Origin of the sequence: Flavobacterium faecale, assembly GCF_048320115.1 — a bacterium.
Lineage (GTDB): Bacteria > Bacteroidota > Bacteroidia > Flavobacteriales > Flavobacteriaceae > Flavobacterium > Flavobacterium faecale_A.
Genome location: NZ_CP182943.1, coordinates 182,493 through 202,933, shown reverse-complemented (window position 1 = coordinate 202,933; position 20,441 = coordinate 182,493). Strand labels below are relative to the sequence as shown.

Here is a 20,441-nt window from a genome sequence, read left to right as displayed (position 1 = left end):
GAAAATAGACCGTTATTGTAGCATATTTTGGCTACTTTTGTTGGAATTTAGAAAATTAAGATGTTTTATTTACTTCATATAATTGGTACACTAGCTTTTGCTATGTCAGGTGCATTAACGGCAATGAACAAAAAAATGGATCCCTTTGGGGTTTTTATTATTGCCTTTGTAACTGCCTTGGGAGGAGGTACCTTGCGAGATGTATTGATTGGTCAAACTCCAGTAGGATGGATGCAAGATTTAATCTATGTGCATTTAATTATTGGCGGATTTATTTTGGCTATATTGTTTCGTAAAAAGCTGGAACATTTGCGAGTTTCTTTGTTTTTATTTGACACGATTGGTCTGGGAGTATTTACCTTAATTGGTTTAGAAAAAGGAATTAATATTGGACTTCATCCTGTTATCTGTATCGCTATTGGGACAATGACGGCTTGCTTTGGAGGAGTTACAAGGGATATTTTATGCAATGAGATTCCTGTAATTTTTAGAAAAGAAATTTATGCTACCATTTGTATTTTTGGTGGTATAGTTTTCTTTGTGTTAAAAGGATTTGGGTTGAATAATGATATTTTATATTTGATTACTTCTTCAGTAATTATTTCCATTCGTTTGATGGCGGTGAGGTTTAAGTGGGCTTTGCCTTCTTTGGAATAAGTAATAGAAAGGCGCTATTAATAGGTTAGAAATATATAACCAACGATGGGCTGGTGGTAATCAGGATCGTTTAAGTATAAAATGTAATAATAAGTACCAAAAGGAACTGGACCTTTTCCAATTATATTTCCTTTATTGGCATGTCCATTCCAATCAGATGTGGTGTTATTTCCTTCCCAAACTAACCTTCCCCAACGATTGTATATTTCAATTTTGTAGTTTAAGAAAATGTCTTTTAAACCCTCTATTTTGAAGCTATCATTGATGCCATCGTTATTTGCTGATATAAAATTGTAAATCGTAGGCTGACAATTGGTAGTGATTAATTCAAAAGAAGTAATACTTGAGCAAAATTCATTTTCTATGCAAACAAAAATAGTTTTAGGAGTATTTAGGGCAATATAATTTGAACTATTAAATATTGGTTCTGTTTTGTTTTGGGCATTCTCCAAAGTTTCATAGAAATGAACTTCATCTGAGGCGTTTGTTTTGACCAAGTATTCATAATTCGAGAAATCGAAGGTTCCTTTTCCTAGTCCTTCATTGCAAACAACTTTATTCTCCAACGAATTAAATAACGGAGACTTAGGTAAAAGAATGGCTAATTCGGACCGATTGTTGTTTTCAATGATTTCAGCAACTTTTCCAAGACCTGTACCCTCGTCGTCAACCGCTAAAGTTAGCTTGAAATCGTCTGATAGATTACTAGGGATGTCAATTGCGATTTGGTAAGATTTGGTTTCATTAATAGCGATTTCAGAGTCTGTAACTAAAGTTTGTAGAAGGTTATTGTCTGCATAAAATGAAATTGAAGTGTTAGCAGGAAGTAAACTTGTCGCATTTAGGTTTGAAACTGAATAATCTACTAGCACCGTTCTAGAGTCACAGTTCATACTGACTTTTTTTATTTGAATAGTGGCATCAGGAAGTTGGCTATTTAGTTTGGTAACAATAGCGTTAATCATCACAAAATCTTGACCTGATGTAAGTTTGATATTTGCAGAAGTATCTCCTATTTTAATATTATTTTGAATGGAATAGCTGTCCATGTCCATATTGTACAAAAGGCTGGAATTGTTAAAGCTATTGGTGCCATTAAATGCATTATTAACAGGGTTCAAGGGAGGATTGCTGATTGGGTTGCCATTGATAGTTAAAGTTTCATTTACAGCAATGCCAGAATCACCTTCCCATGCTAGAAATCCAATTTTAGCATCGGTATTGTCTATCACCTTTAGACTATTGAGGGTGATATTGATTTCGTCTGGAACTGCTTGAAGTCCATCATATACATTAAGTTGGTTTAGTGGTAGCAGTTGATTTTTATAAATAACTATAATGGCCCAACCGGCAAAATTCGTTCGATTGTAAAAACTATAATTGATAAATGGAGTTACATCTAAATCGGATAAAGTATAAAGTCCGTTGCCTGTTGCTTTTACTTGATCAGTTACATCTTTGAAGGCGCTGAAATAGTTGAAAAGAAATCCGTCAGTTGGTCTTTGATGGCTAAAGGTTCGATCGGGTGTAATTATTTGGTCGTTTAGTTTTACCTCAAAATCTCCAGTACCACAACCAGCCCAATACAAATAAGCTTTTTCAATTTCATCATTTGGATTTAAGCTTAAAAAGGAGGAAGAAGCAGTATAAATATATGGGAAAAATTGAAAAGAATTTTCTTGAGGATTTAAGGTGTTACCAAAAAATAGAAAGTCATATCTTCCGTTAAATTGTTGGAGTAATGAAATGTCCTGACTAAAAACTGTGCTAGCACAAAGAAATAGCCAGCCCAAAAATATTTTTTGAAGACATTGTTTCATTTTTTAATTTAAAAGGTTTGATTCCCTCAAAGTTACGAAGGATTTGCATTTTAATTTATAGAATCGATAAAAAGTCTTATTTTCACACTTTATAAACCGCATATTTTGAGTCAATTTAAAGTAGAAAAATATCAAACTTCAAATTATGAGCAATGGAACGATTTCATTGCTCAGGCTAAAAACGCTACATTTTTGTTTCATCGAGATTTTATGGAGTATCATCAAGATCGTTTTGAAGATTATTCTTTGATGGTTTATGATTCAACAAAATTAGTTGCTGTTTTACCTGCAAATCGAGTTGCGGATAAAGTGCACTCTCATCAAGGATTGACTTATGGAGGGTTAGTATATCAGGAGGGGTTGAAGCTTGGCTCAGTACTTCAAGTTTTTCATAGTGTTTTGTCTTATTTTAATACCAATGGAATACCACATCTACTCATAAAATTGATTCCAACAATTTACCACCTCAAACCTGCACAAGAAATAGATTATGCGTTATTTTTATTGGAGGCCAAGTTAGTAAGAAGGGATACTTTGGCTGTACTAGATATGTTAGAAAGTTATGTTTTTTCAAAACTCAGAAAAAGAGGAATTCAAAAAGCTATTAAAAATCAGTTGGTAGTAAAAGAAGAAGACAGTTTTGAGTCTTTTTGGAATCAAATTTTAATACCCAATCTAGAAAATAAACATCAGGTTGAGCCGGTGCATACGGTAGCTGAAATAACCAGATTGAAGCAATTGTTTCCAGAAAATATACGCCAATTTAATGTGTACCATGGGGAAGAAATTGTTGCAGGAACCACAATATTTGAAACTCATAAAACAGTACATTGTCAATACATATCCAAGTTAATAACTGAGAATAATTTAGGAAGTTTGGATTTTTTATACCAATATTTAATATCTGAAAGATATAAAAATAAACGTTTTTTTGATTTCGGAATTTCTAACGAATGTCAAGGGCAAAAGCTAAACGAAGGACTCAGTAAATGGAAAGAAAGTTTTGGGGCGAGTACCATTGTACATGATTTTTATGAAGTTGAAACAGCAAAATATGTTTTGCTTGAAAAATGTATACTATGATTCCATTTTTAGATTTAAAAAAATTAAATAGTCGCTATGAAGCTGCTTTTCAGCAAAAAATGAAAACGTTCTTAGATAAAGGATGGTACGTTTTAGGGGATGAAGTGGGGGAATTTGAAAATCAATTTGCTTCCTATTGTGGAACAAAGTATTGTGTAGGAGTCGGGAACGGTCTAGATGCATTGGTGTTAATTTTTAAAGCCTACATAGCTTTAGGAAAGCTTCAAAAAGGGGATGAGATTATTGTGCCAGCAAACACTTTTATTGCCAGTGTTTTGGCAATTTTACAAGCTGATTTAGTTCCAGTTTTAGTGGAGCCAAACGAAGTTACATATAACATTGAACCAAATTTAATTTCAGAAAAAATAACCCCAAAAACCAAAGGAATTTTAGCGGTTCATTTGTATGGGCAACTGGCCGATATGGAGTTGCTAAATGCTATTGCAAAAGAAAATGATTTATTAGTAATTGAAGATGCAGCACAAGCTCATGGCGCCATTTTAAATAAGGAAAGAGCTGGGAATTTAGCAAATGCCGCAGCATTTAGTTTTTATCCAGGGAAAAATTTTGGAGCTTTGGGTGACGGTGGAGCCATTACTACAAATGATAATGAGTTAGCAGAAGTGTTGTTTTCGTTGCGAAATTACGGTTCAAAAGTTAAATACGAGAACGATTATATCGGAGTTAATTCAAGATTAGACGAAATTCAAGCTGCTTTTTTAAATGTAAAACTTCCACATCTAGATGCAGATAATGAGAAACGAAGAGCAATAGCAAAACGATATATGACAGAGGTGAAAAATGAAAAAATTAGCTTGCCTGTTTGGGACCTCTCAAAGAATCATGTTTTTCATTTGTTTGTTATACGAACTAAAGAAAGAGCGCTTTTGCAACAGTATTTATTTGATAACGGTATTCAGACGGTAATCCATTACCCGATTCCACCACATAAACAAAAAGCATTGAAAGATTGGAATCAATTGTCATTACCAGTAACTGAAAAAATATACGAGGAAGTTTTGAGTTTACCAATTAGTCCAGTAATAACCATGGGGGAAGTTGATTTTATTATTACTATTTTAAACTCGTTTTAGTATTGAAAGATTTGAAAACAACAATTAAAAAATATATGCACCCCAAACTTTGGAGGTTTCTTGCAGATATATATGTTTTTATTGTTACTAATCGTATTTATTCGTTATATCTGATTTATCGTGCTCCTTTAAGACAGAAAAAAGCCTTAGATAAAGTTAGGAGAAAAGATAAAATAAAAGTAGCTTTTTTTTTAATTCACGAATCGGTGTGGAAGTATGATTTGCTTTATAATTTAATGGTAAAGCATCCAAAGTTTGAGCCAGTGATCTATGTATGTCCGGTCGTAAATTATGGAAAAGAAAGTATGTTGTTTGAAATGCACAAATCATTTGAAACATATAAAAATAAAGGTTATAATGTCATAAGAACATTTGATGAAAATACCGAAAAATATCTAGATATTTCTACAAAAGAGTATTTGCCAGATATTATATTTTATACAAATCCCTATGAAGGTCTTGTAGATCACCGGTACTATATTCATAAATTTCCTAATACCCTAATTTGTTATGTTCCGTATGCCATTATGACTACCAATTATGAATCGTTTTATAACTTAGATTTTCATAATATTGTATGGAGAATTTTTACTGAAACCCCCATTCATCATAAAATATTAGTTGAAAAGCAAAAAAGAAAAGGAGCGAATAGCGTTGTAACTGGGTTTCCTGGATTTGATCAATTAATAATGAACAAATTTCCAAATAACGAAGTATGGAAAGGAAATTCTAAAAAAAGAAAAAAAATCATTTGGGCTCCACATCATTTGATGACGGAATTGCATAAAGTTTCAAATTTTTTAGAATATTATGATTATTTTCTTGATTTAGCCAATAGGTTCCAAGATAAATTACAAATTGCTTTTAAGCCACACCCCTTATTAAGACTAAAATTAGAAAGAGATCCTAATTGGGGCAAAGAAAGAGCAGATGCCTATTATGAAAAATGGAACGCAATTGAGAACGGACAGTTAGAGAATGCCGCCTATGATGATCTTTTTCTAACTTCGGATGCCTTGATTCATGATTGCGGATCATTTATGGCGGAGTATTTGGTAACGGGAAAACCATCGCTTTTTATGGTCAGAAACGAGTCGATTATGAAAGAATGGAGTGAATTTGGACATCAAGCTATTGCCATGCATTATCAATCTCGAACTAAAGATGAGGTAGAAGATTTTATTAATAATGTGATTATTGGTGAAGAAGATTGGATGAAGGAAAAAAGAAAACTATTTGTTCAAAATGTATTAGTTCCAAATAATAAATTGACAGCTTCGGAAAAAATATTGAAATACTTAGAAAGTCAGTTTTTCACACAAGATTCTCTTTTTTAAAATAAATTATTTGATTAATAACAAAAAAAACAACAATAAATGAACATAGCTGTTATTTTAGCGGGAGGAATAGGAACTAGATTAGGTATGTCATTACCTAAGCAATTCTTTAAGGTAGCTGGAAAAATGGTAATAGAGCATGCAGTTGACGCTTTTGAAAAAAATGAATTAATTGATGAAATAGCAATTGTTATTAATAGTCACTATATTTTTATGATTGAAGATATGATTATAAGAAACGGTTGGCAAAAAGTTAAACGTATTTTAGAAGGGGGTAAAGAGCGTTATCATTCCAGCCTAGCTGCAATAAATGCCTATGGAGATTTTAAAACTGCCAATTTGATTTTTCATGATGCAGCACGTCCATTGGTAAGTCAAAGAATATTGAACGATGTTGTGAAAGCAATGGGGAATTATAATGCAATTGATGTTGCAATAAATTCAGCAGATACGATAATAGAAGTTGAAAATGATATTATTACAGCGATTCCTGACAGAGGAAAGATGAGACGCGGGCAAACCCCTCAATCTTTTAAGCAGTCTGTTATTGCAAAAGCTTATGATATTGCATTAAAAGATGAAAATTTTAAAGTTACAGATGATTGTGGAATCGTACGGAAGTATTTACCTGAAGAAAAAATATTTGTAGTAAAAGGTGATGAGGTGAATATGAAATTGACTTATCCCGAAGATATGTTTATATTGGATAAACTTTTTCAGTTGCGCTCCGCTGAAATTAAGGATTTTGAGTTATCACAACAGAACTTAAATGGAAAAGTTATGATTGTCTTTGGAGGTGCTTATGGAATAGGAAAGAGTATTAAGGAATTAGCAAAATCAATTGGTATTCAAGTGTACAGCTTTTCTCGATCTGAGAATAATGTTGATGTTGCTATTAAAGAAGATGTTGATAAAGCTATAATAGAAGTTTTGAAAATTGAAAACAAGATCGATTTTGTAATAAATACCGCAGCAGTTTTGCACAAAGAACCTTTAGAAACGATGGATTATGAAACTATTCGTGCAGCTATTAATACCAATTATTTAGGGATGATTAATGTTGCCCTTTCATCTTTACCTTATTTAAAGGTGTCAAGAGGTCATGTTTTGTTTTTTACATCAAGTTCTTATACCAGAGGTAGGGCTTTTTACAGTGTTTATTCGTCTACTAAAGCTGCAACAGTTAATTTTGTTCAAGCAATTTCACAAGAATGGGAATCTTTTGGGATTAAGGTAAATTGTATTAATCCAGAACGTACCCATACTCCTATGAGAACTAAAAATTTTGGAAATGAAGCAAAGGAAACGTTGTTAAAACCAGAGACGGTAGCTTTGCGTTGCATTCAAGCATTACAGTCAAATTATACCGGTCAAGTAATTGATATAAGACTAATGGAAGAATAATTTAGAATTAATTAGCGTAGTAACTGACTTTGAAAGATTAAAGAGTGGTGAGGTTTATTGGTCACAGTTTCGGGTCTAAAACCCTGCAATTTATTGCAGTACTTTAGTAATGCGAAAAAATCTATATCTTTAGGTTATGGCTATAGATTTAAGAAAAGGTTCGCATACAGTAAGCAGATTAACATGTCATGTTGTTTGGGTTACTAAATATAGGTTTAAAGTATTGAAAGGTGATGTTCAAAAGCGTTGCCGTGAAATTTTGATACAAATTTGTGAAGCAGAAGGAATTGAAATTTTAAAAGGAGTTGTAAGTTCTGATCATGTTCACATGCATATTGAATATGCCCCCAAACAGAATGTCAGTTCAATTTTAAAAAGTTTTAAAGGGAGAACGTCTCGAAAATTACAGATGGAATTTCCTGAATTGAAAGAACGATATTGGGGTCAACATTTTTGGGCAAGTGGTTATGGAGTTTGGAGTACTGGGAATATAACTGACAAAATGGTAAATGAATATTTGGAGCATCACAGAAGAAAAGATAATGATGATAATTCAAATTTCATTCTCGAATGAAAGAAATGAGGGACTTTCAGTCCCTCGTCAAACAAACCTCTGCACTTTCAGTGCAGAGTGGTTTAGTTGTTATAAATATAAAGTCGATTGTTAAAAACATCAGCAGTTAAAGGGATAATTTGGTCGGCTATTGATAAATTTGCCGTTCAAATAGGACAATTTGCCGTAAGCATAGTACTTGCTCGGATCTTAATGCCTGAAGATTTTGGTCTTATAGGTATGTTGGCTATTTTTATTGCTGTTTCTCAGAGTTTTATCGAAAGTGGTCTAGGTACTGGATTAATTCAGCGTCAAGAGAGAACTGATGTAGATTTTTCAACATTATTTGTTTTTAATTTAGCTGTAAGTAGCGTATTTTATTTTTCTTTATTTTTTTTAGCACCATTTGTAGCAGTCTTTTTCAATCAACCGCAATTAGTAGATTTACTGAGAATATTAGGTCTGAATTTATTTTTAATTGGTTTTTCTATAGTCCAACGTACTAAATTAATTATTAATCTTGATTTCAAATCAATTGCTAAGAGTAATGTTGTAGGTATTGTTTTTGGGGGAATTAGTGGGATATTTGCCGCTACTAATGGTTATGGTGTTTGGTCATTAATCTATCAAACTTTGGTAGGGTCATTAGCTACTTGTATCTCACTATGGTTTTTAAGTTCGTGGAATCCATCAATTGTTTTTTCAAGATCATCTTTCAAAAACTTATTCGCTTATGGATCTAAGCTTTTGATAGCAGGGTTGTATGCTCAATTGTTAAATAATATATACAATATTTTTCTAGGTAAATTTTATCCTGCAACTTCTTTAGGATATTATACAAGAGCTAAGAATTTTGCTGATATTTCTGCGGGTATGATCTCTAGTATTTTACAGCAAGTCTCCTTCCCTTTATTGGCAACAGTACAAAGTGATAATGAAAAAGTAGTGCGGATTTACAGTAAAATGATCCGTCTCTCAGCTTTTGTGGTAATTCCACTTATGACTTTAATTTCTTTACTCGCAAAATCAATTGTTCTTTTGTTATTAACGGATAAATGGATTGTTATAATTCCGCTTTTACAATGGATGGTGTTTTCACGTGTTTTTTTGCCTATGAGTGTTATTAATTTGAGTTTGTTAAATGCGATAGGACGTTCTGATTTGTTTTTAAAAGTTGATTTCTCCAAATTTCCTTTAACCGTCATAGCATTAGTTATTACTATTCCGTTGGGGGTCAAAGCAATAATCATCGGTCATGTGGTTACATCTGCGCTATCGTTTGTAGTCAACGCTTATCTTCCAGGTAAAATTTATGGTTACGGACCTTTACATCAATTAAGAGATATGTTACCAATTATTGGAGCAACTGTTGGTATGGCAATTGTGGTGTTCCTTTTAACTTATTTTGTAGATAATTTAGTTTTAGAATTGTTTTTTGGGGGGGTAATAGGGGGAGTTTCCTATTTGTTTTTTTGCTGGATTTTCAAATTAAATGAGTTGAAAGAAGTTTGGGAGTTACTTATGGATCTATTTAAAAATTCTTTCTCAAGTAGAATTAAGTAATTATTGCAACGAAGTTTTGGACGTAAATATATTTATTTAGTAAAGTTTAAAGTAATTATAAGTCTACGATTAATGTACTAATTAGTGAGATACTAGAGATTTAAGTTTTTAATGAAAAGTTTTAAAGATATTGGATTGTGATTTTAAAACTTTTGATGTATTGAAGAAGGTATTTTTATCGTATTATTAAGCTCTTAGAGCTATTTCAGTTCCATAAGCTATTAATTGCATATTTCGGATTTTATTTATTTATTATTATAATCAAGATGTTTTTTTTAAGACCTTTAATCTTATTTTTTACATATTTCCATGAAAATTCAGCTTTTGATATTTTTATTTGTAGTTTTTATTTATTCACGGCATTTTGTTGTAAAAGACATTTAAGGCTAAATTTTAAAACCCATTCAAAAAGGATCAATGTTAAGTAATTGTTATCAGAATGTTTTCTAATTATTAAATGATGATTTTTTTTAGTAATTTTTTATTCCTGAAAATATGGATTAAGAATAATTATTATTGTTTTTTTTTATACATCTACTAATATTAGTTTCTTATTATTGAATTCTCAAAAAAAATACTCCAGAAATGTGTTTTATAGGCTGAAAGTTAAGAAAAAAGCAACTCATTGCTGGTCTAAATGGATGGATTACATTTGTATCATAATAATTAAAAATAGAAATGTCATGAAAAAAACAGTTGTATTATTAGTAGTTGCGATGATTATGAATGTAACATTTGTATCAGCAAAAATTTTGAATCCAAGAAAAAATTATACAAGTACCACCCAAGAATTGACTGAGTTACTAAATCCTTCTGTGGCAATGGGAGTATTAGAAAATGATGTTCAAGTTAAGGTTAAAGTTTTAGTAACTGAAACTGGTGAATTGGTTGTTTTACAAACTGTAACTGAAAATGTTGATTTGTCTAATTACATCAAGGAAACTTTGAATTATAAAAAACTTTCGTCTTCTGAATTAACACCAGGAAAGGAATATGTATTTGAGGTTAAATTTAAAGCGTAACTGGTGCTATGTGTAAAATGAAAATGATTAATATGTAAAAATCCTAAGTTGTTAAACTTAGGATTTTTTTTCATTTTCCGATTCGGAAAATGAAGACTTATTGAAAAAATATGTTTTTAATAAAGGTTTAGAAATTCTCTAAGCCTTTTTTGATTGATACGATTTTGGTATGGGAAATTAAGTGGAGCCGTAGTATTGTTTTTTTTTACGAAATAGAATTAGTGTTTTATGAGGTTTCTTCATGGTTATAGTTTATCCCTGCTTTTGTGAATTGCGAAATTCGTAATTCCGTTAATATCCAGGATTAATGTTTCTAAATGATGGTTTTTGTGTCAATGGGTTTTAGTGGTAAATATTGAGAATTTTTAGTTAATCTTTGGTGTTGGCTGAATATTTACGGGTGAATTAAAGGTCTTTTGTTGCTTTTGTTGAGAATATTATTGTTTTTTTTAGAACGGTAAATTGTCGGTATCTAACCCTTATGTTAATTTAATGTTATGTAAATATTACCTAAATGTTAAATATTGCTTTTTTTTAATTTTTTTTTATTCCTGAAAATATATACTAGCAATAATTTTAATTGTGTTTTTTTATACATATACTAAAATATATTGGTAATTATTATATTCTAAGAAATTTAATCGGGTTATCACTGATTTTGAGATGTAAGTGCACTAAAAGTACCGCCATTGCTAGTCTCAAACTTACCCGTACATTTGTACCATAATAATTCTAAAACAGAAATATCATGAAAAAATCAATTGTATTATTAGTGATTGCGATGATGATGAATGTAACATTCGTATCAGCAAAAGTATTAGATCCAAGAAAAAGTTATGAAAGTACAGCTCAAGAATTATCTTGTTTCTTAAAGTCTTCTACAGTTAATGGAGTGGTAGATTTCAATGAAGTAGTTTTAATTAAATTTCTAGTTACTGAAACAGGGGATATCGTAGTTTTGAATGCTGCTACAGAAAACAAAAAGTTAGCTGAGTACATTAAAGAAAAGTTGAATTACAGAAAACTTGCTACAAATGAATTAACAGCAGGACATAGTTATGAATTTGAAATTAATTTTAATTTATAATTGTAACTATGAGAAAATTTGAATCTATTGAAAAGTAAAAATCCTAAGTTGTGATGACTTAGGATTTTTTGTTTTTACCATTGTTGAATTTTACTTTTTCAACGATTTGAATTTTAGGAGCTTTGTCTTTAGATTTAAAAGAAGGTTTCTTTTTGAAATCTGTTTTTCCGGGTTTTTGATCTCCCCTTGAAGCCTCACTATCTTTTGGCTTTGCTTTGAATTCTACCCTTTCTTTAGCGTTTTCTTTTGAAGGAATTTGCGCTTTATGTTTGGCTAATACATCCTTAGGGTTTTTTGGATTTTCTTTAGTACCTCTCAGGTGAATCACTAATCCATTCAAGAAATTTCGTAATACTTGATCACCACATTCCATGAAATTCGGGTGTTTTTCATCACGGAAAAAAGCACCTAATTCGGATTTCGTAATTCTAAAATCTACTAATTCTAAAATTTCGACAATTTGGTCATCACGAAGCATCAGAGCTACTCGTAATTTTTTGAAGATATCGTTATTGGTCATCTTTGTATTTATTTTCTACAAAGGTACGGTTTAAAAGTATTTTATTTACAATTGATTGAGAATCCCTATTATTTTATCTAAATCTTTCTTTTTGTGTTTGGCTGTAAATACTATGCGGTACAAATCTTCCTTAAGATTGGGATATTTAAAGTGGGTAACGATAATTTTTTGGGTTGTCAAGAGATTGCTTAATTCTTTAAAACTAGGATAAATTACTGGATAATCAGCGTTAAATTTAATTTTGTCAGCTTGAATAAGATTGGCATGAATGTAAGCTAGTTTTTCCTTTAGTTTTAAATGTTGACTGAGGTAAATGTCTTTTGCGTCAGCTAAGGTTTGAACAAAAGCGGGATTCATGCCTGCACTTGAAACAAAACTGTCATTGGATCGAATTTGCTGAATGAAGTTTTTATCGGATGCAATTACTCCTCCTGTTAGTCCTAAAGACTTTCCTAAAGAAGAAAACATTATTTTTCTTTTAATGGAAGGATAATTGATAGTTGCAAAAATACCACTGCCATTATTGCCAAAAATTCCTAGTGAATGCGATTCGTCAATTACTAAGGTGATTTCTTTGGTAGGTGATATAGATTCAAGAACTGACAAATCGATCATTTCTATCTGGATGGAAGGTACGGCATCTACTAAAATTGAAATTTTTTCAATCGTATTATCCAATAATCTGGGATGGATATGATCTTTAACGAAAACAGGTAAGCTAGTATCAGTTTTTAAAGCGGTATGTGTGTCGGGAAAATGAAAAAAGCAATCTGTAGATGGAGTTAAGGTCTCTACAACAAGTTTTCCTGCAAGCATTCCAGAGGAAACGGTTATGGCAGCTTCGGATTGAATGAAAGTAGCCAAAAACGTTTCACCTTCGTCATAAGCTGACAATTGGATATTTGCATTTCGAGAACTTCCATAAGTGGTTCCCCACTTTAAAATGTTTGAAATGAGTAATTTTTGAAACTTTTTATGGTCGGGTAATCCAAGGTAAGCTGTCCCACCAAAATATAAGTATTTCTCGCCATTAACGGTGACAGTTCTAGAAGGGCATTGGCTAACTTTCATATATTTTAATTTAAAATCACACCTGTACCATTGGTATCTGTGTAACCAATTCTTCCATCGATGATACTGACACCTTTTGCAATATCTTCAGATAATAGTAAGGGGCCGTCCATGTCAACATAATCTAAAAGTGGGAGTAAATGTGCTATAGCTGAAATACCAACTGAAGACTCTGTCATACATCCTACCATAGTTTTCATTCCTAATTTTTTGGCTTCTTGTATCATTCGCCTAGCAGGAGTGAGGCCGCCACATTTTACTAATTTGATATTAACACCATGGAAATGTTGGTGGCATTTGGCAACATCAGCCTCAACAATACAACTTTCATCAGCGATTATTGGTAAAACGGATTCTTTGTACAATTTTGTATGACCCTCCCAGTTATCCGCTTTTAGTGGTTGCTCCAGAAATTCAACCCCTAATTTTTGTAATGCAATGGCGTTTTTAAGGGTTTCCTCAACACCCCAACCACAATTTGCATCAATCCTAAAAATGGCATCAGAATGTTTTCGTAATTCGGTTACAATAGCAATGTCGTCAGGAGTTCCTAGTTTGATTTTGTAAATAGGCCATGGGAGCTCCTTCATTTTGGCAACCATTTTTTCAATGGTATCGATCCCGATAGTGTAATTTGTCAATGGATTTTGTTCGGGATTATATTGCCATAAATCGTATAATTTTTTCCCTTTTTTTCGAGCATATAAATCATGGTAAGCCATATCTAGAGCACATAGTGCAAATAGATCGTCTTTTAGAAACGGATATATTTTGTTCCAAAAATCTTCGGGACTTTCGTCTGTAGTGGATTCTATTTTAAATCGAATGGCTTCTAAGTCTGCCATCATTTTTGCAATAGTAATATTATAATATGGATTTGAAGTGGCTTCACCATAACCTGAGATACCATCACTTTTGAGTTCAACAATCATCGAAGGCTGTATATCAATAGATTCTCTTGAAATGGTGAATGTATGTTTCAGCTTTAAGTCGTAAGCTCTCAGAATTAGTTCCATAAAATTCGCTATTGTAGGTTTTCTATAATAGTACTAAATCTTGCTGAACTAAACAAGTGAAAAGGTGTTTTTTGAATTAAATTTCGTGGCTTTATTCTTTTATTTTTGTATTAATGGTTTGATATTGAGTTCCTTTTTTAGTTGAAAAAAACTCGGTGGTTCCTAACAAGTTTGGATACAAGAATGCATTTTTGATAAAAAACAAGGGTGATAAAAATTATATTGTCGAAAAATCAATTGTTTTTTGCATATTGTGATAAAAATGATAAATTAGCAAAAATTAAAAAACAGAATGGACGTCTATCAAGAAAAGAAGAATTTGCTACTAGACATGATTGCTTATGCAACTGTAAATGGTCAATTAGATAAAAAAGAATTTGATTTTTTATTTATGCTTTCCAATACTTTAGATATTGAAAAAGGCGGTTTTATGGAATTGTTCTATAAAGGGACGACACTAAAAATGATTAAAGACGAATCTGTTCGGATTTTTCAATTTTACAGATTGGCAATATTGATGCAAAAAGATGGTATTTTGTTTGTAAAAGATGCCACTGCAATCAAACAATTTTCCATTCATATGGGCGTTAATCTTGATGCTGTCAAAAAGGTACTTAAAAAAATGAAAGCCAATCCAGATACACAAATAAGTATCAATGAATTGTTGCGTATTTTTAAGGAATCAGTGTATTCTTAAATAGCTATCGTTAGATTTACTTTAGTCCCTATAACTTCATTTTGTGCATTTAAAATATCCTCATACACAACTGCATCAATTGTGTTTTTATTCCATAATTCTAGGCGTTGATCTATTGATTTTGTCGAAAAGGATTCGTGTTTCAAATCGTTTTTAGCCTTAATTTGACTTGACTTTTCTCTTCCAATTCCGTTGTCAATAATGGTACAAATAAGGTTGGTTTCAGATGCGTCTAAAGTGAAGTTAAGACTAACTTTTTTCAATCCCTCACGATGCATTAAACCATGCTTTATACTATTTTCTACAAAGGGCTGAATCAGCATCGGTGGAATTTCAGTGTAATAATCATCGATGGCTTCATCCAAAGTGATTTGGTATTCAAAATCTTGGTGGAGACGCATTTTTTCGAGTTCCAGATATTTGGTTAATATCTCAATTTCTGTTGATAGTGGGATTTTTTTCTTTCCCGACACTTCTAATATTTGTCTGGTCAAATAGGTGAAATTGCTCATTTGTTCGTTAGCTGTAATTTTATCCCCAAACATAAATTGCTCTTGAATGCTATTCAATGCATTAAAAATAAAATGGGGGTTCATCTGACTTTTCAATGCTTTAAGTTCACTTTCAGCTGCTTTTTTCTCCGCTTCAATTGTTTTTTGTGCTTCTTCAAGTTCAATTTTTAAAAGTTCGTTTTGTTTCTTGATTTTGTATCGATTGAAAAGGAAATAGCTAACTGCACCTATTGAAATAAAAAGAGTAATTAATACAAAAACAAGGGTTGTTTGTCGCTCTGATTTTAATTCGGCAATTTTTTTCTCTTGAGATAGTAATTTGATTTGGTTTTCTTTTTTTTCTGTTTCGTAGCGATGAGTTGCTTTGAGTGCAATATCTTTACTTTCGTCAAAATATATTTTTTCTGCGATTTCGGCTGCAGCTTTATGGAATAGGTAGGCTTGTTTATACTCTTTCGTTTTAAAATAAATTTGACTGATTAATTCAGCGGCTAATTTGATGTCAGACTTAAAATTGGTTTTTTCCGCTAGGGAATATCCTAATAAAGCATATTCAAGTGCTTTTTTATTGTTGTTTTGATCAAAATAAATGGTTCCTAAATGAACCGAAATTTTAGACTGATTGGCTTCACTTTTTATTTTTTTAAAAATAGCATAAGCTTTTAGAAAATAGGCCTTAGCTTTTTCTAATTCCTTTTTTTTATGAAAAATAATGCCATAATTTTTATATGAAGTAGCAATAAAGTCGGTGTTTTTATATTTATTAGCGAGTCTAAAAGCTTGGTTGTTTAATGTAAGGGCCTGATCAATTTGGTCGGTTTTTATAAAGATAGCCGTAAGAGAGCATAATATCAATATTTTTCGTTCGATATTGTTTTGTTGAGTATCTATTTCCAAACATTTTTGGTAGTAAGAGATACTTTTTTGGTACTCTTTTAAATTTTCGAATATTCTGGCTAATGAAAAATAAGTACGTTCCAAACCTTCTGCGTCATTGATTTTGTCAAAGAGTTTTAAGGCTTTCATGTTGTAATTAATAGCAAGTGTGGTATTGCCCAGATTATTATGAATAAATCCTAAATCTGTGAGGACATACGCTTGATTGCTGGGATCTTTGGATAGTTTAGCATAATAATAAGCTCTTTGCATGTACACTAAATTGCTGTCGATTTTACCTAAATAGTCAAAGGCCGTGGCTATATTTTGTAGTGCTAATGCTTTTCCGTAATTGTAATTTATTTTGGAGGCAACATGGAAGGATTTTTTATAAATTAAAATCGATTTTTCAAATTGTTCCTTATAAACATTATAGGCACCTTCATTGTTATAAGCGATGCTTAGATATTTCAAATAGGTTTTGTAACGAATAGAGTCTTTTTCAACGCTTGATTTTTGGAGAGCAAGGTCTTTTAATTCATTATTATATTCAATCCAGACAGAGTAATCATTTTCTTCCTCGATAATTTGGTTTAATAAAAAACATCTTGTAGTATCTTTTTTGAGATGTCTTTTTAATTGTGTGTCAGGATTAGTTTTTTGTGCTAAACAAAAAGAAAAAAAAACTAGAAATATTGAGAGTAGATGGTATTTTTTCATGATGCGTTTTAGACCAAAAAGTAATGCTTTTAAACACTAAAAGTGCCAATAATAGCATCAAAATCATTCTTTTTTTCGCGAGCAATTGGAATGGTTTTGTTATTGCAAAAGGTTAAGGAAGCCCCTTCTTTTTTATTGTATTTTTCTATCTGTTGCATGTTGACCATATACGAACGGTGTACTCTGAAAAAACGAGAATCCTTTTGTAAAAGCTCTTCAAATTCTTTTATTTTTTTGCACACTAAAAATTTGTCATTCGATGTAATAACATGCGTGTAAGAACCGTCAGCCTCAAAGTATAAAATCGAGTCAATTTTAACAAAAGTCAATCCGTCAGAAAGAGGTAAGGCAATTTTTTGTAACTGATTGACGGTGATGTTTTCTTTTAAGACGGCAATGCGATGGTTAATTTGGTTTTGACCATGTTGTTTGATGGCCTTTTCAATAGCCAGTTGTAGCTTGCTAATGCTGATGGGTTTTAAAATATAATCTACTGCCGAAACTTCAAAAGCTTTGATGGCATATTCAGAATAAGCAGTACAAAAAATGGTTTCGAAAGTAGGATTTTCATAGTATTCAAACAACGAAAAACCATTTTCATTAGGCATTTCGATATCTAAAAAAACCAAATCAACCGTTGTGGAATTGATCAATTTTACAGCTGTTTTGACATCAGCGGCTTCCCCAACAATTTCAATTCCTTTTCCATATTCCAAAAGAATGTTTTTAAGTAAAGATCTTGCTTTGGGTTCGTCATCAACAATAATGGCTCTCATCTAAGATATGATTTAATTGTGGCTAAAATACGAGTTTGTTTTGATTTGCGAATGGAATGTTTTGTGAAATAATTACCATTTATGAAGTCAAACCTACTGTTTGTGAATTAGTGAGGTTGAATTCATTTTTTGTAAGATACTTTTGAATCAAATTTTAAATCAAATTATTATGAAGACACGTTTACTTTTCTTTTTTCTAATGGCATTTTCGTTTGCTAAAGCTCAGGTTAGTTTTGGTACTCCTTATGCTTCAAGTGTGACAACCACTACAGCAAATTTGAACGTTTATATGAATTTGAATAATACTTACCAAGTATCGTATCAAATTGCCACAACTTCTGCGGGTGTTGCTTCGGCAGTCAATCAAGGGTCTCTAAACACTTTTGCAGGTTCTTACAATCTTGTTAAAAACTTAACTGGTTTATTACCCAATACTACTTATTATTTTAGATTTCGTGCACTTGCATTTGGGGTTTATACTAACTCTGCCATAGGTTCTTTTACAACTGCGGCTTTAGTACCAATAATTTCTGGAGTTACTTCTTCAGCAATTACAACTAATGGTGCTACTATTAATTATACTTTAAATGCTCAAGGTTTCAATACTACTTCTGTGGTAAAATATGGTTTGTCTATTGCTACAATGACAAGTCAAGTTGTGGGTAATTCGGCAACTGGAACTTCAAACACGGCAGGAAGCACTTTACTAACAGGGCTTACCCCAAACAGACAATATTATTATCAAGTTGAAGCTGTTAATGCGAACGGAACTACTACAAGCGACTCTGTTGGTACTTTTACAACAGCTACTGTTTTTCCGATTATTTCAGGGGTTTCAGCATTGGTTACACAAACTACGGCAACTATTAATTATACCTTAAACGCCAATGGAAGCAATGCAACTTCAAAAGTTTATACACTAGATGGAGGAATTATTCAAACTGAAATTACTGGTGTACCAGCAACAGGAACTACCAACACAGCTGGGAGCGTTACCTTTACAGGTTTAATGCCTAATACGCAATACTATTACAGAATCGAAGCAACTAATAGCAATGGTTTTGAAATCACTGATTTATTGACTTTTACAACTGCTGCACCGCCACAATTGATTGCAGAATATACATTTAATAATACACCTAATAATGTAAATGGTAATTCGCCTTTTGGTCATTTTTTTGGACTGTCTTATACATCAGATAGACAAGGGAATCCAAATAGCGCCTTAAGTCTGACAGGTAATGGAGCTATAGCAGAAATTACCGGATTGCCTTATGGTTCAAATAGTAGAAGCGTGTCTTTTTGGGTAAAAACAACAACTTTAGACCCTAATTATAATTATGTTTTTCATTACGGAGATGCAGCAAATGGAAATGGTTTTTTGTTTAAACCAGCACAATCTATCTTTTTTGCAAGTTCTGGTGGTAATAATAGCATCACTACTTCGCATACAAACAATACTTGGTATCATTATGTTTGTACCTATGATGGTACGACATCAAAAATATACAAGAATGGGATATTGATTTCAAGTGTGGCTGCAATTTGGAACACTGTTAACAATCCATACAATCAGGATTTTTTTAGATTGGGATTGACAGAATATGATTCTACAGGTTTTTTTAGTGGAGCCATTGACGATTTGAAAATTTACAACTACGCTTTAAATCAAGCAGATATCACAAGTTTATATTCTACAAATAACTTGTCAACTACTGATTTTTCTAAAAACAACCTTGAAGCAAGCATTTACCCAAACCCTGCAAACGATATTTTGAATATTCAAATGGAGAAAGAATTAAAATTGGCTACTATTTATTCGGTTTTGGGCATTCAAGTTTTAAGTTCTACAGATAAACAAATTAATGTTTCATCATTATCATCTGGCAATTATTTTGTGCGTGTTGAAGCTCTTGATGGTGCAGTAACCACACAAAAAATAGTAAAAGAATAGGTTAAGTTTATTTTGGTCAAAAATCCGTTGCTCAGTTCTTTTGGAGTAACGGATTTTTTAGAAATAGAATCCAAAATAGTTAAAGCATACCGTTTGTGAAATCAAACATACCGTTGGTGAAGTCACAGCGGTTTTATTAAAACGGGTATAATACATTTGATTAAAGTTAAACATCTTAAATAAATAAAAAATGAAAAATTTAAAAATGCTAATGCTGGCTCTTATGGTTTCTTTGTTTGTGGTTTCTTGTTCAAAAGATGACGATCCCACTACACAGGATTTATTAGTAGGGAAATGGGAATTTATGCAATCAGGTTATGTAGATACTACTGGTAAAGAAACCTTGTACGATTGGGATAGTGATTGCGAAACAAAAAAGGATTATCTTCAATTTTTAGGAGGGACTGTTCTCAAAGAAAGTTACTATGATGATTGTTCTAATACAGTTGACTACAATGGAACATGGACTTTAAATGACAAGACGATTACTACGGCAAATTCTGATGAATTTGGCTCAAGAAACCTAGAGATTGTAGAGTTGACAGACACGGTTTTGAAAGTGAGATTTCCTTATGATTATAAATATGCAAAAACGACTTCAACTACTAAAGATAGTCCTTTTGCGTTTATTATTTATATTTTCAGAAAAGGAGCTAATTAAAAGTTTAGCTTAAATACC

18 protein-coding genes are annotated in these 20,441 nt (G+C 31.9%); 12 read left to right on the top strand and 6 right to left on the bottom strand.

The annotated features are described in order from the left end of the window. Positions 1-60: 60 nt before the first annotated feature. Positions 61-657 (top strand): trimeric intracellular cation channel family protein, encoded by a 597-nt coding sequence (locus ACNH59_RS00845; RefSeq protein ID WP_418263567.1) that lies wholly within the window; start codon positions 61-63, stop codon positions 655-657. A gap of 17 nt (positions 658-674) precedes the next feature. Here ACNH59_RS00845 and ACNH59_RS00840 read toward each other — a convergent pair whose 3' ends face one another. Further along, positions 675-2,477 (bottom strand): gliding motility-associated C-terminal domain-containing protein, encoded by a 1,803-nt coding sequence (locus ACNH59_RS00840; RefSeq protein ID WP_418263566.1) that lies wholly within the window; start codon positions 2,475-2,477, stop codon positions 675-677. A gap of 105 nt (positions 2,478-2,582) precedes the next feature. Between ACNH59_RS00840 and ACNH59_RS00835 the strand changes: the two genes are divergently transcribed. The 8 genes from ACNH59_RS00835 to ACNH59_RS00800 all read left to right on the top strand — a co-directional run bounded on the left by ACNH59_RS00835 (position 2,583) and on the right by ACNH59_RS00800 (position 11,620). After that, positions 2,583-3,560: a GNAT family N-acetyltransferase gene (locus ACNH59_RS00835; RefSeq protein WP_418263565.1), complete on the top strand. Its 978-nt coding sequence runs from the start codon at positions 2,583-2,585 to the stop codon at positions 3,558-3,560. Then, positions 3,557-4,654, top strand: a complete 1,098-nt coding sequence (locus tag ACNH59_RS00830) for a DegT/DnrJ/EryC1/StrS family aminotransferase (RefSeq protein WP_418263564.1) — start codon at positions 3,557-3,559, stop codon at positions 4,652-4,654. Before ACNH59_RS00835 ends, ACNH59_RS00830 begins: the two co-directional genes overlap by 4 nt. A gap of 35 nt (positions 4,655-4,689) precedes the next feature. Further along, positions 4,690-5,991, top strand: a complete 1,302-nt coding sequence (locus ACNH59_RS00825) for a CDP-glycerol glycerophosphotransferase family protein (RefSeq protein WP_418263563.1) — start codon at positions 4,690-4,692, stop codon at positions 5,989-5,991. Positions 5,992-6,030: 39 nt separating this feature from the next. Beyond that, positions 6,031-7,395 carry a bifunctional cytidylyltransferase/SDR family oxidoreductase gene (locus ACNH59_RS00820; RefSeq protein ID WP_418263562.1) on the top strand — a complete coding sequence of 455 codons (1,365 nt, stop codon included), beginning with the start codon at positions 6,031-6,033 and terminating at the stop codon, positions 7,393-7,395. A 136-nt stretch (positions 7,396-7,531) separates the two neighbouring features. Further along, positions 7,532-7,969 (top strand): IS200/IS605 family transposase, encoded by a 438-nt coding sequence (gene tnpA, locus ACNH59_RS00815; protein WP_418262213.1) that lies wholly within the window; start codon positions 7,532-7,534, stop codon positions 7,967-7,969. A gap of 87 nt (positions 7,970-8,056) precedes the next feature. Then, on the top strand, positions 8,057-9,511 hold the full coding sequence (locus ACNH59_RS00810) for a lipopolysaccharide biosynthesis protein (RefSeq protein WP_418263561.1): 1,455 nt from the start codon (positions 8,057-8,059) through the stop codon (positions 9,509-9,511). 683 nt (positions 9,512-10,194) lie between these two features. Next, entirely contained in the window at positions 10,195-10,533 is a 339-nt protein-coding gene (locus ACNH59_RS00805; RefSeq protein WP_418263560.1) for a hypothetical protein, read from the top strand. 748 nt (positions 10,534-11,281) lie between these two features. After that, on the top strand, positions 11,282-11,620 hold the full coding sequence (locus ACNH59_RS00800; protein WP_418263559.1) for a hypothetical protein: 339 nt from the start codon (positions 11,282-11,284) through the stop codon (positions 11,618-11,620). A 58-nt stretch (positions 11,621-11,678) separates the two neighbouring features. Here the strand turns inward: ACNH59_RS00800 and ACNH59_RS00795 are convergent, their stop codons facing one another. Genes ACNH59_RS00795 through ACNH59_RS00785 form a run of 3 tightly spaced genes read right to left on the bottom strand, consistent with a single transcriptional unit; the run spans position 11,679 to position 14,227 of the window. After that, complete coding sequence (locus ACNH59_RS00795; protein ID WP_418263558.1) at positions 11,679-12,140, bottom strand: DUF1456 family protein; 462 nt, start codon at positions 12,138-12,140, stop codon at positions 11,679-11,681. Positions 12,141-12,185: 45 nt separating this feature from the next. Continuing rightward, positions 12,186-13,211 (bottom strand): aminotransferase class I/II-fold pyridoxal phosphate-dependent enzyme, encoded by a 1,026-nt coding sequence (locus ACNH59_RS00790; RefSeq protein ID WP_418263557.1) that lies wholly within the window; start codon positions 13,209-13,211, stop codon positions 12,186-12,188. 5 nt (positions 13,212-13,216) lie between these two features. Further along, positions 13,217-14,227 carry a dipeptide epimerase gene (locus tag ACNH59_RS00785; protein WP_418263556.1) on the bottom strand — a complete coding sequence of 337 codons (1,011 nt, stop codon included), beginning with the start codon at positions 14,225-14,227 and terminating at the stop codon, positions 13,217-13,219. Positions 14,228-14,519: 292 nt separating this feature from the next. Between ACNH59_RS00785 and ACNH59_RS00780 the strand changes: the two genes are divergently transcribed. After that, positions 14,520-14,924 (top strand): excinuclease ABC subunit B, encoded by a 405-nt coding sequence (locus ACNH59_RS00780; RefSeq protein WP_418263555.1) that lies wholly within the window; start codon positions 14,520-14,522, stop codon positions 14,922-14,924. Here the strand turns inward: ACNH59_RS00780 and ACNH59_RS00775 are convergent. Together ACNH59_RS00775 and ACNH59_RS00770 are read right to left on the bottom strand one after the other, a co-directional pair. After that, positions 14,921-17,032: a tetratricopeptide repeat protein gene (locus tag ACNH59_RS00775; RefSeq protein WP_418263554.1), complete on the bottom strand. Its 2,112-nt coding sequence runs from the start codon at positions 17,030-17,032 to the stop codon at positions 14,921-14,923. The two genes, ACNH59_RS00780 and ACNH59_RS00775, sit on opposite strands and share 4 nt — an antisense overlap. Positions 17,033-17,061: 29 nt before the next feature. Then, positions 17,062-17,808, bottom strand: a complete 747-nt coding sequence (locus tag ACNH59_RS00770; RefSeq protein WP_418263553.1) for a LytR/AlgR family response regulator transcription factor — start codon at positions 17,806-17,808, stop codon at positions 17,062-17,064. 169 nt (positions 17,809-17,977) lie between these two features. Between ACNH59_RS00770 and ACNH59_RS00765 the strand changes: the two genes are divergently transcribed. Both ACNH59_RS00765 and ACNH59_RS00760 read left to right on the top strand, forming a co-directional pair. Continuing rightward, entirely contained in the window at positions 17,978-19,762 is a 1,785-nt protein-coding gene (locus ACNH59_RS00765; protein WP_418263552.1) for a LamG-like jellyroll fold domain-containing protein, read from the top strand. A gap of 190 nt (positions 19,763-19,952) precedes the next feature. Continuing rightward, positions 19,953-20,423 carry a lipocalin family protein gene (locus ACNH59_RS00760; protein ID WP_418263551.1) on the top strand — a complete coding sequence of 157 codons (471 nt, stop codon included), beginning with the start codon at positions 19,953-19,955 and terminating at the stop codon, positions 20,421-20,423. Positions 20,424-20,441: the final 18 nt, after the last annotated feature.